This window comes from Mycobacterium gordonae (assembly GCF_017086405.1).
Taxonomy (GTDB): Bacteria; Actinomycetota; Actinomycetes; order Mycobacteriales; family Mycobacteriaceae; genus Mycobacterium; species Mycobacterium gordonae_D.
Genome location: NZ_CP070973.1, coordinates 457485 through 474729 on the forward strand (window position 1 = coordinate 457485; position 17245 = coordinate 474729).

14 protein-coding genes and 2 pseudogenes are annotated in these 17245 nt (G+C 66.2%); 9 read left to right on the plus strand and 7 right to left on the minus strand.

Features of this window, described 5'->3' with window-relative positions:
- The first annotated feature begins 115 nt into the window (after window positions 1-115).
- On the plus strand, window positions 116-739 hold the full coding sequence (locus tag JX552_RS02085) for a TetR/AcrR family transcriptional regulator (protein WP_205875866.1): 624 nt from the start codon (window positions 116-118) through the stop codon (window positions 737-739).
- 4 nt (window positions 740-743) lie between these two features.
- On the opposite strand, the gene JX552_RS02090 is transcribed toward JX552_RS02085, so the two are convergent.
- The 3 genes from JX552_RS02090 to JX552_RS02100 all read right to left on the minus strand — a co-directional run bounded on the left by JX552_RS02090 (window position 744) and on the right by JX552_RS02100 (window position 4727).
- Window positions 744-2234 (minus strand): PE family protein, encoded by a 1491-nt coding sequence (locus JX552_RS02090; RefSeq protein WP_205875867.1) that lies wholly within the window; start codon window positions 2232-2234, stop codon window positions 744-746.
- A gap of 13 nt (window positions 2235-2247) precedes the next feature.
- Window positions 2248-3696, minus strand: coding sequence for a PE family protein (locus JX552_RS02095; protein WP_205875868.1), 1449 nt, complete (start codon window positions 3694-3696; stop codon window positions 2248-2250).
- Between the two features lie 122 nt (window positions 3697-3818).
- Entirely contained in the window at window positions 3819-4727 is a 909-nt protein-coding gene (locus JX552_RS02100) for an alpha/beta hydrolase (RefSeq protein ID WP_205875869.1), read from the minus strand.
- Between the two features lie 87 nt (window positions 4728-4814).
- Between JX552_RS02100 and JX552_RS02105 the strand changes: the two genes are divergently transcribed.
- From JX552_RS02105 to JX552_RS02115, 3 genes are read left to right on the plus strand one after another with little or no spacing between them, the layout of a single operon-like run.
- Entirely contained in the window at window positions 4815-5915 is a 1101-nt protein-coding gene (locus JX552_RS02105) for an NAD(P)H-dependent amine dehydrogenase family protein (protein ID WP_205875870.1), read from the plus strand.
- Between the two features lie 20 nt (window positions 5916-5935).
- On the plus strand, window positions 5936-6685 hold the full coding sequence (locus tag JX552_RS02110) for a glucose 1-dehydrogenase (protein WP_205875871.1): 750 nt from the start codon (window positions 5936-5938) through the stop codon (window positions 6683-6685).
- Between the two features lie 2 nt (window positions 6686-6687).
- Window positions 6688-8043 (plus strand): FAD-binding oxidoreductase, encoded by a 1356-nt coding sequence (locus JX552_RS02115; protein WP_205875872.1) that lies wholly within the window; start codon window positions 6688-6690, stop codon window positions 8041-8043.
- On the opposite strand, the gene JX552_RS02120 is transcribed toward JX552_RS02115, so the two are convergent.
- From JX552_RS02120 to JX552_RS02130, 3 genes and pseudogenes are all read right to left on the minus strand, one after another.
- The gene (locus JX552_RS02120; protein WP_205875873.1) at window positions 8033-8584 is read right to left on the minus strand and encodes a TetR/AcrR family transcriptional regulator; all 552 of its coding nucleotides are present in this window, start codon (window positions 8582-8584) and stop codon (window positions 8033-8035) included. The genes JX552_RS02115 and JX552_RS02120 overlap by 11 nt on opposite strands.
- The gene (locus JX552_RS02125; RefSeq protein WP_205875874.1) at window positions 8581-9453 is read right to left on the minus strand and encodes a thioesterase family protein; all 873 of its coding nucleotides are present in this window, start codon (window positions 9451-9453) and stop codon (window positions 8581-8583) included. The genes JX552_RS02120 and JX552_RS02125 overlap by 4 nt, the downstream gene beginning before the upstream one ends.
- A 13-nt stretch (window positions 9454-9466) precedes the next feature.
- Window positions 9467-10284, minus strand: a pseudogene (locus JX552_RS02130) (SMP-30/gluconolactonase/LRE family protein).
- 131 nt (window positions 10285-10415) lie between these two features.
- Here JX552_RS02130 and JX552_RS02135 point away from each other — a divergent pair.
- From JX552_RS02135 to JX552_RS02145, 3 genes are read left to right on the plus strand one after another with little or no spacing between them, the layout of a single operon-like run.
- Window positions 10416-11306, plus strand: coding sequence for an acyl-CoA thioesterase (locus tag JX552_RS02135; protein WP_205875875.1), 891 nt, complete (start codon window positions 10416-10418; stop codon window positions 11304-11306).
- Window positions 11307-11311: 5 nt separating this feature from the next.
- Entirely contained in the window at window positions 11312-12232 is a 921-nt protein-coding gene (locus JX552_RS02140; protein WP_205875876.1) for an LLM class F420-dependent oxidoreductase, read from the plus strand.
- The gene (locus tag JX552_RS02145) at window positions 12233-13399 is read left to right on the plus strand and encodes an acyl-CoA dehydrogenase family protein (RefSeq protein ID WP_205875877.1); all 1167 of its coding nucleotides are present in this window, start codon (window positions 12233-12235) and stop codon (window positions 13397-13399) included. It abuts the gene before it with no gap.
- Here the strand turns inward: JX552_RS02145 and JX552_RS02150 are convergent.
- Window positions 13375-14046, minus strand: a complete 672-nt coding sequence (locus tag JX552_RS02150) for a DUF427 domain-containing protein (RefSeq protein ID WP_205875878.1) — start codon at window positions 14044-14046, stop codon at window positions 13375-13377. The genes JX552_RS02145 and JX552_RS02150 overlap by 25 nt on opposite strands.
- Before the next feature lie 81 nt (window positions 14047-14127).
- On the opposite strand from JX552_RS02150, the gene JX552_RS02155 reads away from it, so the two are divergent.
- Window positions 14128-15408, plus strand: coding sequence for an HNH endonuclease (locus tag JX552_RS02155; RefSeq protein WP_205875879.1), 1281 nt, complete (start codon window positions 14128-14130; stop codon window positions 15406-15408).
- 98 nt (window positions 15409-15506) lie between these two features.
- Window positions 15507-17245, plus strand: a pseudogene (locus JX552_RS02160) (PPE family protein).

The following is a 17245-nucleotide window of genomic DNA, read 5'->3' on the forward strand; positions in this document are numbered from 1 at the left end:
CTATCCGCGTCGGTGCGACAGGCACGGCCTTGCCTAAACTGTCCAACTAGTTGATTGATAATCAGTCGGGTGGGGGCCTTTCGCGCCCTGCCGGCAGCGACGAGGGTGAGTACAGATGGCATCCGGAAGTGGCCTGACCCGCCGTGAGGAGTTGCTGGCCGTCGCCACCAAACTGTTCGCCGCCCGCGGCTACCACGGCACCCGGATGGACGACGTCGCCGATGTGATCGGCTTGAACAAGGCGACGGTCTACCACTACTACGCGAGCAAGGCGCTGATCCTGTTCGACATCTACCGCCAAGCTGCCGAGGGAACGCTGGCCGCCGTGCACGACGATCCCTCCTGGACCGCCCGCGAGGCGCTCTACCAGTACACCGTCCGGCTCCTGACGGGCATCGCGGGCAATCCCGAGCGCGCCGCCGTCTACTTCCAGGAGCAGCCCTACATCACCGAATGGTTCACCGCAGAACAGGTGGCCGAGGTTCGTGAGAAGGAAGCCCAGGTCTACGAGCACGTGCACGGCTTGATCGACCGCGGTATCGCCAGCGGCGAGTTCTACGAGTGCGACTCGCACGTGGTGGCGCTGGGCTACATCGGAATGACGCTCGGCAGCTACCGCTGGCTGCGACCGAGCGGACGCCGCTCGGCCAAGGAGATCGCGGCCGAGTTCAGCACCGCGCTGCTGCGTGGACTCATTCGCGATGAGGCGATCCGCACCACCGCGCCCTTGGGACCGTGATCGGTCAGTTGAAGATCGGCGGGATGATGCGCAGCGCATCCCCGAGAGCGCCGCTGAGCAATGACAGCGCGGTCACCTGCGGTTGCCCGATGAAGACGTTGAGGCCCGGGTTGACCGACGGCACCCACGGATAGCTGTCCGGGTAGTACTGCGGACCCCAAAAACCGGCCTCCTCGCCGATCGACACCACAGCGCCGTACGGTCCCTGCACCGCTCCCTTGAGCAGGTAGTAGGAGACGGTTAATGGGTTGGGGACCGACAGCAACCCGGCCGGAGTCGGTATGTCGGCGTAGTTGGCGCCCACCCCGTAGTCGGCGTAACCCAGGTCCACCAGGACCCGCAGTGACGGTTGGACCAGGTTCGCCAACGGCTGTCCGACGTAGGGGATGTCGCGAATGGGCTGCACGAGGGGCAGATCCTGGGTCAAGAGCATGTAGTACTGGGTGTAGCCGGCGTAGCCCGGCGAAGTCGGCAGCGGTACCGCGTTGGCCAGTTCGGCCGGGGTGACCGTCGGGTAGACGTTGTGCACGTAGAAGTAGCCCAGCATCGCGTTGATGTCGGCCAGGACGTTGAGCGGGTACTGCGGAACATGGGCGACGCCGTCGTACTGGGCCGTATAGATGGTGGTTGGATACGGCGTGTTGGCGGGCGTCGCACCGGTGAACGACACATCCATGATCGGGATGTAGAAGCCGGGGAAGCGGGCGAGGATGCCGCCGCCGGGATTGTTGGGCGAACCGATCATCATGAAAGCCAGATCATTCGGATATGGCGCTCCCGCGGCCATCAGATTGACGATCTCGTTATGGACGATGGACGCGCTCTGTGAAAATCCGAACGCCACCACATCGTTGCCGCTGAGCAACTCGGCCCTGATCGCGTTGTCGAGAATCGTCACGCCCTCGGCAACCGATTGGTTGAACGTCAGGTCACCTATTCGCGGCGTCAGCGGCCACAGTTGCTCGGGCGTCGTGAGGCCCTGCGGAATCGCACCCGCAAAGGACGGCTGAATGTACTTGGTGTTGATCTCGTTGATGTACCTCAGCGACGGGGTCGGATTGCTGGTGCCGCTCATGATCAATGCGGTCACCGGGTTTGCCAGCAGCGCGGACGGCGCGATGCTCAGCGCTCCCCCGCCGCCACCCGAGGTGCCCGTCGGGGCAGCAGGGGGACGGGGCCCCAGCACCGACTGGGCCGCGTCGATCAGCAGGGTGGCATTGCACGACTCCGCCTGCACGTAATTTCCGGCAGCCTCGGCCAGGGCGGCGGTGAACCCGCTGTGAAACTCGGCAGCCTGTCGTGCGGCCGACCGGTATTGGTCGCCGTATGCGCTGAACACTTCGGCAATCGCTGCCGATACCTCGTCGCCGGCCGCCGCCACGAGCCCGGAGGTCCCGACCGCCGCCGCGGAACAGGCGGCTTCCATTCTCGAGCCGATCCGGCTCAGGTCTGCGGCTGCCGCCGCGAGCGATTCGGGCGCGGTCAACAGGTGCATGCTGCGATCTTGGTCAGTTGAAGATCGGCGGGATGATGTGCAAAACGTCCCCCAGGATGCCGCTGAGTACTGACAGCGCGGTCACCGAAGGCTGGCTGAATTGCGGGCCGAAGTAGAAATTCAGCCCGGGGTTGGTCGACGGAACCCATGGATATTCGGTGGGGAAGTACTCGGGTCCCCAGAGGCCGGCTTGTACGCCGATCTCCACCGCAGCGCCGTACGGTGCCTGCAAAGTGCCCTTCGCGAGGTAGTAGGCGACGTTGAACGGGTTGGGGATGTTGATCAGCCCGGCCGGGGTGGGCAGGTCAGCGTATCCGTAGTCGGAGTAGCCGAGGTCGACCATCACCCGCAACTGGGGCTGGACGAGATCGGCGAGCACCGGACCGGCGTACGGGATATCCCGGATCGGCTGCAGCAACGGTAGGTCCTGGGTCAGGAACATGTAGTACTGCGTGTTGCCGGCGTAACCCGGCGACGTCGGTAGCCGAACCGCATTGGCCATATCGGTCGCCGAAACGAACGGGTAGCTGCCGTGCACATAGAAGTAGCCCATGATCGCGTTGATGTCGGCGAGCACATTCAGTGGGTACTGCGGCACGTGTGCGATGCCGTCGTACTGCGCGGTGTAGACGTAGGTCTCGTAGGGGTTCCCGGCCGGCAGCGCACCGTTGAACGGCACGTCCAGGATCGGAAGATAGAAGCCGGGGAAGCGGGACAGCAGTCCACCGTTGGGGTTGTTGCCCGAGGCCGCCAGGATGAAGGACAGGTCGGCGACGTGCGGCGAGCCGTTGGCCATGAGCTGGACAATGTAGTTGTTGATGATCGAGGCGCTCTGCGAATAACCGAACGTCATGACGTCGTTACCCAGGGCGAGCTGAGCATTGATCGCGTTGTTGAGGATGGACACGCCCTTGGCGACCGATTGGGTGTAAGTCATGTCGCCCAGGTCCGGGGTGACTGGCCAGAACTGCTCCGGGGTGGGCAACACGACAGGGTTGGCCAGCGGGTAGAGCGGCTTGATGTACCGGTTGAAGACGTTGGTGAGGTACTTGGCGTTGGGAATCGGGTCGTTGGTGCCGCCCATGATCAGCGCGGTGATCGGATTGGTCAGGGTCGCCGCTGCCGCGGCGGCCGTCGGGGGCTGGGCCAGCAGGGACTGGACTCCGTTGAGCAGCGCCCCGTTCAGGGCTTCGGCCTGCGTGTAGGCGTTCGCGGCGTTCGACAGGGCCCTGGTGAAGTCGCTCTGGAACAGCGAAGCCTGCTGGACTACGGCCTGGTACTCGTCGCCAAAAGCGTTGAACAGGTCCGCGACTGCCGCCGAGACCTCGTCGCCGGCCGCGGCGAGCAGTCCGGACGTCCGGCCGGCCGCGGCGGCGTTGGCGGCGTGCAGGGTCGCGGCGATCCCGTCCACGTCCGTTGCCGCCGCCGCCAGCGTCTCGGGGGCAGTAAGCAGGTACGACATCTCCCCGTCCTTCCCGTCGACCGGTCCCCAGCCCGGCCGGGCACGCATTATCCGCAACCGCGGGTATTAGGTATCAACCAGAGAGTAGAACTGCGGGGCCGGGAATTCCGGCGTTTGGGCACTTAATTCCGTGCGATCTGCAAATGCCTGTCGAGAAAGGCGATCTGGTCGGCGACGACGCGCTCGAATGCGTCGTCGACGTAGATGGCGAAATGGCCTTCGGGGTACGTCTTGATTTCGCCGCGCGGCGCTTTGGCGGCATAACGCAGCGTCGGTCCGGCGGGCGCGACCGAGTCGGTTTCGCAGACGCAGAACAGGATGGGGCAGGCGATCTTGGCAGCGCTGCGACCGGGCCGGTACAGCAGCACCTTCAACCCGATGCGGGCGGCGATTTCGTTGCGCAGTTCCACACCGTCGGGCACCAGTCTCAGGTAGCCCGCGTACGCATCGGGCGCCGTCATTACGGCGACCTCGCCCGGCATGCCCGCGGTTGGGATCATCACCGGCGGCTTGCCCCGGCGGGCGCCGAGCAGGTCCCGTATCGCCAGCGCGGTGACGCGGGCGGCGGTCACCGGGTTGATCGCGCTGATGGACGCCAGGCCGTCGGTGAACGGGCACTGTGCCACGGCGGCGGCGATGCCGGGCAGTCGGGCCGCCGACTCGATCACGTGGCCGCCGCCGAAAGACGTGCCCCACAACGCGATTCGGTTGCGGTCGATGCCGGGCAGGGTGCGCGCATAGTTCACGGCCGCGGCCCAGTCGGCCAGTTGCATCTCGATGTCGAGCAGCTGACGTGGCTGGCCATCGCTGTCGCCGAAGTTGCGGTAGTCGAACACCAGGCAGGCGTAACCCGCCGCGCGGAACCGCTCGGCGTAGGCGTCGAGCCGCATCGTGCGCACAGCGCCCAGCCCGTGGGCCATCACCAGTAGGGGTGCCGGGCCGTCCGGTGCGGGCCGGTACAACCAGGCACTGATCCGGTCTTGCTGGGAATTCGAGCCGGAGATGAACGACACGTCCTCGCGCTGCGACATGGCGCAACAATAGTGCCGTGGTAGCCGCCGAAAATTATGGACTACTGTCTAGAAAAGCTACGGCGTTTGTGGGGACGGAGGACACTCATGGCGATTCGCGTCGCCCATGTGGGCACCGGAAATGTGGGCGGCCTGGCCCTTGCCCAGCTCATCACCGACCCCGCATTCGAACTCACCGGGGTCTGCGTGTCCAACCCGGACAAGGTGGGGCGCGATGCCGGTGAGTTGTGCGGGGTGGGTCTGGACTCGACCGTGACGACCGGAGTCGCCGCGTTGAACGACTTGGATGCGTTGCTGGCCGCCGGGCCCGAGTGCGTCGTCTACTGCGCGATGGGTGACACCCGGTTGCCCGACGCGATGGCCGACGTGATGCACATCCTGGCGGCCGGCGTCAACGTCGTCGGGTCCTCGCCGGGACTGCTGCAGTATCCCTGGGGCGTGATGCCCGAGAAATACATTTCCCGTGTAGAAGATGCAGCCCGGCAAGGCAATGCGAGCATCTTCATCACCGGAGTGGACCCGGGCTTCATCAACGACCTCGTCCCTTTCGCACTCGCCGGCACCTGCCAGCGCATCGAGCAGGTGCGGTGCCTGGAGATTCACGACTACGCGAGTTACAACGGCGCCGAGGTCATGCACTACATGGGATTCGCCCGCCCCCTGGACGAGATTCCGATGCTGCTGCAACCGGGTGTGCTCAGCATCGCCTGGGGCACGGCGATCCGGCAGCTCGCCGCCGGCCTGGGCATCGAGATCGACGAGATCACCGAGTCCTACCAGCGTGAGCCGGCTCCAGAGGACTTCGACATCGCGGTCGGCCGAGTGGCCAAGGGCACCCTGGCGGTGCTGCAATTCGAGATCCGTGGCATGGTCAACGGCCGCCCGGCGATCGTCATCGAGCACATCACCCGATTGCGTCCCGATCTGCGCCCCGATCTGCGGCAGCCCGCCGCAGGCACTGGCTCCTACCGCGTCGAGATCACCGGGGAGCCTTCCTATGCGGTGGACATCGTGCCCACCAGCCGCAAGGGTGACCACAATCATGCGGCGATCGCCGGTGCCGCCGGCCGGATCGTCAATTCCATCCCGGATGTGATCGCGGCGCCGCCCGGCATCAGAAGCACGCTGGATCTGCCGTTGGTCACCGGAAAAGGTCTTTCTGCGCCAAACGATCTCGTGGTCACCTGACTGGAAAGGAACCGGCTGCAATGGAACGACCAGGACGGGTGGAGGGCAAAGTCGCGCTCATCAGTGGCGGTGCCCGGGGGATGGGCGCCGAGGACGCGCGGCTGCTGGTCGATGAGGGCGCCAAGGTGGTGATCGGCGACATCCGCGACGACGAGGGCAAAGCGCTGGCTGCTGAGATCGGTGCCGCGGCGCGTTACGTCCACCTCGACGTGACCCAACTCGATCAATGGGAAGCGGCCGTCGCGGTGGCCGTCGGCGAATTCGGAAAGCTCGACGTGCTGGTCAACAACGCCGGCATCGTCGCTGCCGGGCCGCTGCGCGAATTCCGAATGGACAAGTGGCAGCAGGTGATCGACGTCAACCTGACCGGCACCTTCCTGGGCATGCGCAGCGTGGTCGACCCGATGACCGAGGCCGGCGGAGGTTCGATCATCAACGTGTCGTCCATCGAGGGCATCCGGGGCGCGCCGATGGTGCACCCCTACGTCGCGTCCAAGTGGGCGGTCCGCGGTATCACCAAGTCAGCGGCCCTGGAGCTCGCGCCGGTGAACATCCGGGTGAACTCGGTGCACCCCGGCTTCATCCGCACCCCGATGACGGCTCATCTGCCCGAGGACATGGTCACCATCCCACTGGGCCGGCCGGCCGAGGCGCGCGAGGTCGCCACCTTTGTCGTCTTCCTCGCCAGCGACGAAGCCTCCTACGCCACGGGCAGCGAATTCATCATGGACGGCGGGCTGGTGACCGACGTGCCGCACAAGCAGTTCTGAGCATGTCGTCGAGCCTGGCCGCATTGCTGATCGAGGTGGTGGGCTCGAATCACCTTGTCACCGACGTCGACGTACTGGCCGGCCGCAGCGTCGACCACACCGGGCGGTACCGCGGTAAGGCCAGCGCCCTGGCGCGCCCCGGTTCGGCCGAGGAGGTGGCCGAGGTGCTGCGGGTGTGCCGCGACGCGGGAGCCCACGTCACGGTCCAGGGTGGCCGCACCTCGCTGGTGGCCGGGGCCGTGCCCGAGCATGACGACGTTCTGCTGTCCACTGAAAGGCTCTCTGCGATAAGCGATGTCGATCTGCTCGAGCGCCGGGTGACGGTCGGTGCGGGGGCCACTCTGGCCGCCGTCCAGGCAGCGGTCGCCAGGGTGGGCCTGGAGTTCGGCGTCGACCTGGCCGCGCGCGACACCGCGACCGTGGGAGGCATGGCGTCCACCAATGCCGGCGGCCTGCGCACCGTCCGCTACGGCAACATGGGCGAGCAGGTGGTCGGGCTGGACGTGGCGCTGCCCGACGGTTCGCTGTTGCGCCGCCACAGCCGGGTGCGCAGTGACAACACCGGCTACGACCTGCCGTCGCTGTTTGTCGGGGCAGAGGGCACCCTGGGGGTGATCACCGCCCTGGACCTGCGGTTGCATCCGGTGCCGTCGCACCGGGTGACGGCTGTCTGCGGGTTTGCCGATCTCGATGCGCTGGTCGAGGCGGGACGGATGTTTGCCGAGGTGGATGGGATCGCCGCGCTGGAGCTGATCGACGGCCGGGGCGTGGCGCTGACCGGTGAGCGGCTGGGGGTGAGTGCTCCGGTCTCCGGTGACTGGTTGCTGTTGGTGGAGCTGGCCGCCGATCACGACCAGACCGAGCGGCTGGCCGGACTGCTGGGCGATGTGCGGCTGTGCGGTGAGCCGGCGGTTGGCGTGGATTCCGTTGCGCAACAACGATTGTGGCGGATCCGAGAGTCGCTGACCGAGGTGTTGGCTGCCTACGGGCCGCCCCTGAAGTTCGACGTCTCGCTGCCCCTGTCGGCCGTTCGCCGCTTTGCCCGTGACGCGGTGGCGTTGATCGGTGACCGGGTCCCCGAGGCGCTGCCGGTGCTGTTCGGCCACGTCGGCGAGGGCAACCTGCACCTGAACGTATTGGGCTTCCCTGCCGAGCACGAGCCCGCGCTGTATGCGGAGATGATGGAACTGATCGCCGGCTGCGGCGGCAACGTCAGCTCAGAACACGGCGTCGGCACGGTGAAGAGGCCATACCTGGGGATGTCCCGGCAGACCGCGGACATCGCCGCGATGCAGGCGGTCAAGTCGGCGCTGGATCCGACCGGCTACCTGAACGCGGCGGTGCTGTTCAGTCGGTAGTCCCCTTGATGCCGACGGCGTGACGCAGCTGAGCGAGGAACTGATCGGCGTCGTCACTGCGAACCACATAGTGCGAGATCGCGATTCGGATCACCGTCGCCGCCTTCACCGCGGCGTTGGGTCCGGGCAGAAGTTTTTGTAAGCCTTCCCGCATCTCCGGGATGACATCGGACATCTGCGGGATGACGTGCTCGGGTTCGATGTCGACCATACGCACACCCGAGTACGAATACTGGTAGTCGACGATGAATCGTAATGCGGCGTCGAGCCTTTCGACGCCTTTGAGCCCCGCGGTCGCCTTCGCCAGTCCCTTCTCGAAATTCTCGCGCTCGTAGCGCGAGAAGGCCGACATCAACTCCTCTTTGGAGGCGAACCAGCGGTAGAGCGTGGGGCGCGACACCCCCGCCTGCGTGGAGACCTCCGACAGGCTGAGTTTGGTCTTGCCGCTGCGGGCCAGTACCTCAGCGGTGGCGGCGAGAATCCGCTGGCGGGTCGAGGTGTCGTTCTCAACGCTTTCGCTCACCGGCGACGGCTGGCTCATGACTTCTTCTCCCCCAACGGGTTTGGCTTCGGATCGGGATTGGGCTTGGGCGGCCGGGGCCGCACCAGCACCGACTGCTGGATGACGCCGACGGCGCTGTGTTCGTCGAACAGGGTGCCGATCGTGGTTCCGATCCCGTCCGGGCCGTAGCTGGTCTCCGCGCGAATGCCGATCCACTCACCTTCGGGGACACGGAACACATGTACCGCCAGGTCGGTGTTGACGAAGGTGAACCTGGTGATGTCCAGCTTGCTGCCGATGCCGTTGGCGCAATCGGCCACCGCGAACAACCGCTCCAGCGGCGTCATGGTCTCGCCGGCGACAAGGTCTGCGATCGGCCTGATCCAGGACTCACCCGGGCCGGGCGTCAGCGGCACGGTCAGCCACAGCCACTCGAGGCTGTGCACGTAGTTGCGGTCCCACTCGAGCGCCTTCAAGTCGCGGTTGCGGGCCTCGGACACCGGTCGCGGCAGGGGCATGGGCGCGTGTGCCACCGCCGCGGTGTCGACTTGCTGCAAACGCCATCCGCTCGCGCGCGCCACCGGCCGCGGTCCACCGTCGGGTCCCAGCGCCAGCATCTCGGCGGTGACCAACTCGATCTGCTTGCCGCCGCGCTCCACCGTGGACCGGACCCACAGATCGCCTTCCACCGGAACCGCGCCGAGCAGGTCGACCACCACCCGGCTCAGCCGGGTGTCATCGCGCTGCTCGCATCGTTCCAGTGCTCGCGTCAACAGCGCCGACACCGGCGCGCCGTGCTGAATCGAGGACGACCAGGTCCCGCGGGCCAGGTCGGTGGCCCGGAACTTCTCGCCCCGCGCGTCGGCGCCGTGGATATCTGGGATCAGCTCGTAATACGAGTCGGTCATCATCTCCCTCAAGTCAGGGCAGGCCGGCACCTGGAATGTCCACCCGCACCGCATCCAGCCTGGCCAACCGCGTGCCCACCAGCCGCTTGGGGTAGGCATCGGTGCTGGACAGCAAGAACAGTGTGCGCCGCTCCGGGCCGCCGAGCGCACACGCGATGGCGACACGCTCGCCCATGTCGATCCGGTCGGTCACCTCACCCCCCTCGGTGATCCGCTCGAACTGGCGCGCCAAGGTCATCGCCGCCCACACCCCGCCCTCGGCGTCGAGCGCGATGCCGTCCGGCGGCCCGTCCAGGTTGTCGGCGAAGATCCGCCGATCGGTGAGCCCGCCGTCGGGGTGATGGTGAACGCGGTGAGACGGCGAGCCATGGACTCGGCGACGATCAGGGCGCCGCGGTCCGCGGTGATGACCATGCCGTTGGGAAAATCGAGATCTGATGCCACCACGGTCGCGCTGTCGTCGGGATCGAACCGGATGACCGTGCCGCCGTCGAACGCCTGGGATCCGACATAGGCGCGCCCGAGGTCGTCGATCACCATGTCGCCGAGGTTTGCCGGTGCGAGGTCGGACAGATCGGCGACGGGAACCACCGTTTCCCCGTCGTAGCGGAGGACTTGTCTGTTGTCGGCGGAGACGATGAGCAGTGATCCGTCTGGACGGAAACCGAGCCCGGCAGGTGAGTGACCCGGCAGTGGCAGGGTGGTCAGCGAGCCGCGCCGGTCACAGGTGTGGACGGCTTCGCCGAGCATGTCGGAGAACCACAGCAAGCCTTCGAACCAGCGCGGACCTTCACCGAAGCAAAAGCCGTCGGCGAGCGGGGCCGGCACCAACGTGCCTTTACAAATCACTGCAAAAGTGTCATGCACCGCGGCGGTCGCTGTCAACGCGGGCACGCTCGCAGGCAAGCTTTACAAAGATTATCCGAAATGTCACGCTGGGCCGTGAGCTGCCGGAACAAGGGGTGAGCGCGTTGACTGCAGAGTCAGAACAGGTCCAGTGGTCGGTGGAGGGCTTGCTGGATCTTTTCGAGGTACGGCCCGACGGGCCGGATCGGTTCACCGCCGACACCGGCCTGGCCGGTCAGGACGGCCGGCAGGTGGTGGAGGGCACCCAGATAGTGGCCCAGGCGATCGTGGCGGCGGCGAACCGATTTGAGGGCAAGTCCGTGCGCTCGGCGCACGCGGTCTTCGCCCGCGCCGTCATGGTGGGGCCGCCCATCGAACTCGCGCTCGATGTCCTGAACGAAGGCCGCTCCACGGCTACGGCGATCGTCTCGGTGCTGCAGAACAATAAGCGCTGCGTGAGCGTCACCGTGCTGACCGACGTTCCGACGGGCGACGTGATCCGTCACCACCAGACTCGGCCCGACGTCGTGGGACCGGCCGAGGCCAACGCTGTCGAGATGCCGATGGCCGGCCGGGAGTTGCGGCTGGTCGACGTGGTCGACGTGAACAGCCCCGACGAGGTCGGTCCGCCCGAGCTGTACGCATGGCTGCACTACGACTCCATCCCGGAACGCGACGATGTGGCGAAGGCGTTGATCGCGTATTTCACTGGACACCTGGGAATTTCGACGACCATGCGAGCCCACCCGGGGATCGGCACCGCGCAGGCCCATCTCACGGTGTCGACCGCGCCGATGTCGATCTTCGTGTCCTTCCACGAACCGGTGACCTGGGACGACTGGCTGCTCTACAGCCACGAGAGCACCCAGGTCGGTGCGGGAATGTCCTACGTGCGGGGCACCGTCCACACCGAGGACGGTGATCTGCTGTGTTCCTTCGCGCAGGAGGCGTTGATCCGCCCGCTGCGCACCAGTGACACGTCGATCAACGCTGCGTCCCGGTTCTGAATCCCATGCGCTTCACGATCACTCACCCGATGCACAGCCATCCGTACAACCCGGAGCTGGTGAGTGGAGACGGGATCGCGACAGTGGCGGCGGCGGCGGAGAAGGCGGGATTTCACGGATTCGGTTTCACCGACCATCCGGCTCCGTCGCAGCGCTGGCTGGAGGCTGGTGGCCACGACGCACTGGATCCTTTTGTGGCCCTCGGCTTTGCGGCGGCGCGTACCTCCGTGCTGCGGTTAATTCCGAATATCGTGGTGCTGCCGTATCGAAATCCGTTCGTGGTAGCCAAATCCGGCGCCACGCTGGATCTCTTGTCCGGCGGCCGGTTCACTCTTGCGGTGGGGGTGGGCTACCTGCGGCGGGAGTTCGCCGCGCTCGGCGTCGACTACGACAGGCGCGCCGAGTTGTTCGAGGAATCGTTGCAGGCGATCCGGGCCATCTGGACGTCCGACGACATCTCCTTTGAGGGGCAGGATTTCAGTGCGCGGGGGATCACCGCGCACCCGCTGCCGGTGAGCCGGCCGCATCCGCCGATCTGGATCGGTGGCAACACCACCACGGCGCGCCAGCGTGTGGCGCTGTATGGGGACGGCTGGTGTCCATTTCCCGCGCCGGCCGGATTGGCGCGCACCGCCGGTACCGCGGTGATCGATTCGATGGAGGCGCTCGCTGCCGGAATCGACGACCTGCGGCGGCGATGCGAGGCGGCGGGCAAGGATTGGTCTGCGGTCGACGTGACGTTCACCAACTTCTATGGCGGACAACCGGCGAGTGCCGACTTCAACGCCGACGCTTACCTGGATGGGCTGGAAAAGCTTGCGGCACTGGGGGTCACCTGGGTGTCTGCACACCTGCCGGGCGACAGCCTGGCACACGCGCTCGAAGCGATGGACCGGTTCGGCTCGCTGGTGATTGATGTGATCTGAGTGGACTTCTCCGTTGTGTCGTTGTCCGACGAAGACAAAGCCTTCCATGACCGCACCCGCGCGCTCGTCACCGCGACCGTGACCGACGAGGTGCGTCGCCGCAATCGCGAGTTCGGCGAAAACTTCGACGAACGTGTGCATCTCGCGCTGGGCGAAGCGGGTTATCTGGCGTCGGACTGGAAACCGGAAAGCGAAGGCGGGTTCAGCGCCGTCCGTCGCCGCATCTTCAACCTGGAGATCGCCCGGGCGCACACGCCGTGGTACCACTGGGGCACCACGTCTGTGGTCGCGCGGCTGGTGGAGCAGTTCGCGGCACCCGAACTCGTGGACATGGTGATGCCGGGCGTGTTGTCCGGGGAAGTGCGTCTGTGCCTGGGGTACACCGAACCCGAAGGAGGCTCAGATGTCGCGACCTGCAAGACCCGGGCGGTGCGGCGGTCGGATGGACCGAGCTGGGTTGTCAATGGCTCCAAGATGTTCACCTCGAACGCCCATAACGCGAAGTATGTGTTCCTGCTGACCAACACCGACCCGCAGCGACCGAAACACCGCAATCTCACCATGTTTCTGGTGCCGCTGGATTCACCAGGCATCGAGATTCAGGGCATCCGCACCCTCGACGGCGACCGCACCAACATCGTGTTCTACAGCAATGTGCGCGTCGACGACCTGTACCGGATCGGCGAAGTCAATGACGGCTGGACGGTGATGCGGGCAGCATTGGCTTCCGAGCACGGCCTGACCGAGCGGGATGGAGAAGGCCTACAGGACGTCGCCGCGATGGCCGGGCACGGTTTGGTGATGGCCGAAGCGGTCGACCGGGTGGCCGCCCTGGTCGGGGATGGCGACGAATCCGTGTTGTATCGGTTGGGGCGCGGCTTGGCCCGGACGGAGGCGGCCCTGTCTACCCCCGGCATGTTCGGCCGCGTCGCGATCGGGCAGACGATGCGCGATATCTCGGCGGACCTGATGGACGTGTTGGGGCCGGCTGCCGCGTTGCCGACGGACGTCGAGGGGTCGGCCGACGACGGCTCGGCCGAGCATCTTTTCCGGTTGGCCCTGCCGCTGGGGATCTACGGCGGTTCGTTGGAGGTCTTCCGCAACATGATCGCGCAGCACGAGCTGGGGTTGGGGCGGCCGTACTACGGCAGCTCGGCTTCCACCTGAACCTTGGCGGCATCGAAGCTGAGATAGGTTGCTATGGGCTGCGTTTCGGGATAAGGGTGTTCGTAGCTCCAAGCTACGTCGTCGACGACGGTGTCGCCTACGACGGCCGAGAAGTACGTGGCGTATCCCTTGTAGTTGCAGTAGCTCGTGGTTTCGGTCCGCTTGAGCAGATCGTTGCGTACGTGCTGCTGTCCCACGTAAAGCCTTGGCTCTAAAGCAGTTTCGAAGACGATGACGGTTTCGTCGGAGTCGACCAGCAGCGCGCCGTTGATCGATACCCGCAACCGTCTGTTGGTGGGTCGGCAGTCCACGCGGTGATAAGGATTGGGTGGGTAGTGGACGAGTTTGCGTCCTTCCTCGAACCAGGCGTCGACCGCGTCCCACGGCACATGGACGAAACCCGGTGCTTCCGGCTCGGGTCGTGTTGGGAGCCCGGCAATTATCTGTTCTGGGAACACGTAGCTGAGCGGGTGGTCGCGCCGGTGTACCAGGAGGGCCTGTTCGGTGTCGATGACGGTGCGTCCGCCGCGGACCGCCTGTATCCGGCGTGGGTGGGGTTCTATGTAAACGACGTCTTCGGGGATCGGGGGAGTGAAGCGACCGGCGGGATCTCCGCTGAGTGGGCCACGACCGGATACCAGGCTCACGGTACGCCCCCTTGGAATGCGGCGTTGGCGGGTCATTCCAGCGTACGGCGCGCGCCCGGCGAGTGTGATAATATCGAACATGTGTTCGAACTCGATCGGTTCTCGCGGGTCGACCCTGCCGCCACCGAGGCGGAACTGGTCGCGCGCATCGGACAGTTGGAGCTAGTCAAGTCCGCTGCGGCCGCAGGGCAGGCCCGCGCGGCGGCCGCGCTGGATGCGGCCCGGCGCGCGGCGGAGTCGGCGGCGGGGGTACCCGCTGCCAAACGGGGCCGGGGGGTGGCCAGCGAAGTCGCGTTGGCCCGCCACGATTCCCCCGCACGCGGAGGCCGGCACCTGGGATTGGCCAAAGCCCTGGTGCACGAGATGCCCTGCACCCTGGCCGCCCTGGAACAAGGCGCGCTCACCGAATGGCGAGCCACCCTGATCGTGCGCGAATCGGCCTGCCTGGACCTCGAGGACCGCCGCGAGCTGGACCGCGAACTATGCGCCGCGGCAGACCAGCTCGCGGGGTGGGGCGACAAACGCATCACCGCCGCGGCCCAGAAAATCGCCTACCGCCTTGACGCACAAGCCGTGGTCGATCGCGCCGCCCACGCCGTCGAAGACCGCACCGTCACCATCCGCCCGGCTCCGGACAACATGACCCGGGTCAACGCCCTGCTACCCCTGGCCCAGGGCGTCGGGGTCTATGCCGCGCTGCGCCGCGCCGCCGACACCACCTCAGATGGCCGCACCCGCGGCCAGGTCATGGCCGACACCCTGGTCGAGCGCATCACCGCCACCCCGGCCACCACTGCGGCCTCGATCGCCCTGAACGTCGTCATCTCCGACCGCGCCCTGCTCGGCAACGACAACGACCCCGCCACCGTCGAGGGCTACGGCCCCATCCCCGCCGAGGTAGCCCGCCGCTGGCTGACCGCCGCGCACGCCGATGCCACCGCGCTGACCAGCCTGCGCCGCCTCTACGCCAACCCCACCACCGGCGCACTGGTGGCCATGGAATCACGCGCCCGAGCCTTCCCCCGCGCGCTGGCCGAGTTCATCAACCTGCGCGACCAAACCTGCCGCACCCCCTACTGCGACGCCCCCATCCGCCACCGCGACCACATCACCCCCGTCGCACACGGCGGCACCACCACCGCCACCAACGGCCAAGGCCTCTGCGAACGCTGCAACTACGCCAAAGAATCACCCGGCTGGCGCGTCACCACCCACGACGCCAACGGCGTACACACCACCGAATTCATCACCCCCACCGACGCCCGCTACCGATCCGCCGCACCACCGATCTACACCTTCGTCCACACCAGCGCAGCCGAAGACGCGCTCGGCATCCGACTCATCGACTTCCACGCCGCCTAGAGGGAGTTGGCGGATTCGTGAAAACGAGATTATTGACGCCGGCGTCGGCGTAGCGTGCATTCCGTTGCTCAGCAGTTCGGCCTGACAGGGGGTCTAGCGTGGCAAACTTCGTGACCTTTCCGCCCGAGATCAATTCTCTGCTGATGTTCAGCGGCGCTGGCCCGGCGCCGATGCTGAACGCGGCGACGGCCTGGGACGGCCTGGCCGCCGAGCTGGGCACGGCCGCAGCCTCCTTCTCGTCGGTCACCACCGCGTTGTCCGGCAACTGGTGGAGGGGGGCGGCGTCGGCGGCGATGATGGCTGCAGCCACCCCGTATGCGGAGTTCTTGAGTGCGGCATGCGCGCAAGCGGCGGTGGCGGCCGAACAGGCCCGGACGGTGGCCGGCGTGTTCGAGATCGCCCGCGCGGCGACGATCCATCCGCTCGAGGTGGCGGCGAACCGCAGTGCGTTCGTGCAGCTGATCCGGTCGAATTGGCTGGGGTTCAACGCGCCGGCGATCATGGCCGCCGAAGGCCGCTACGAACAGATGTGGGCCGCGGACGTCGAAGCGATGACGGCTACTACGCCGGGGCTTCGGCCGCGGCGGCGCAGTTGCCCACCGACCTGCAACGGCTCCTGCAGGGCCTGCCCAGCTTGGGTATCGGCAACAGGGGCAACGGAAACATCGGACATGGCAACACCGGCACCGGGAATATCGGCATTGGCAACAGTGGCACAGGCAATACCGAGCTGGTGCCCCCACAGTCGGGCAATTACAACGTCGGCGGCGGAAACAACGGCAATTTCAACGTGGGCGGCGGAAACAACGGCAACAGCAACGTCGGCTTCGGCAATTTCGGCAACGGGAATATCGGGTTCGGAAACGGCGGTCCGACCGATCTGTCCAACCCGAACCTGTTCACTTTCGAGACAACGGCCGGCAACAACAACTTCGGTATGGGTAACACCGGAAGCAACAACGTCGGTCTCGGCAATCTCGGTGACGGGAACATCGGCGGCGGCAACACCGGCAACGGAAACGTGGGAGCCGGAAACACCGGGATCGGCAACTTCGGCTTCGGGAATAGTGGTACCGGCAACATCGGGATCGGGCTGGTCGGCAACGGCAGAGTGGGCATCGACCTGGCCGGGGTGTTCAACCTGGGCAACGGGAACATCGGCTTGTTCAATTCCGGTGACCACAACGTGGGCTTCTTCAACTCCGGCAGCGGCAACGTCGGCGTCTTCAGCTCGGGCACCAACACCGTTTTCCCCGGTCACATCAACAGCTTCGGTTTCGGGAACTCAGGCACCGGCAGCCTCGGCTTCGGCAACGCGGGCGCCGGCAACGTCGGCTTCTGGAACTCGGGCCTGCTCAACACCGGCTGGGGCAACGCCGGCGCGATCAATACCGGCGGTTGGAACGGGAACAACCTCAACACTGGTCTGTGGAACTCGGGCGAGACCAACACCGGCTTCGGTAACTCCGGCCACGTCAACACCGGGTTCGGGAACGCGGGCAATGTGAATACCGGCGTCGGCTTCGACACCGATGCGGCCAGCGTCGGTATCGGCGCCAACGGCAAATCCGGTTTCGGCAACACCGGGGCCGGAATCTCGGGCTTCGGCAACAACGGCGGCGGCGACGGTCACGGAGTCTCCGGCTTCTTCAACACGGTCGTCGCGGCGATGCAGTCATCCGGAGTCAGCTCTGGCTTCTTCAACACCGCAGTCACCGGCGCCGTGGGCCCCTTCCCGAGCGGAATGCTGAGCGGCTTCAACTCCGGCTTGTTCAATACGGGGACCGCCAACTCGGGCCTCCTGAGCATCGGTCAGTTGGTGATGAAGCTAGGCTGA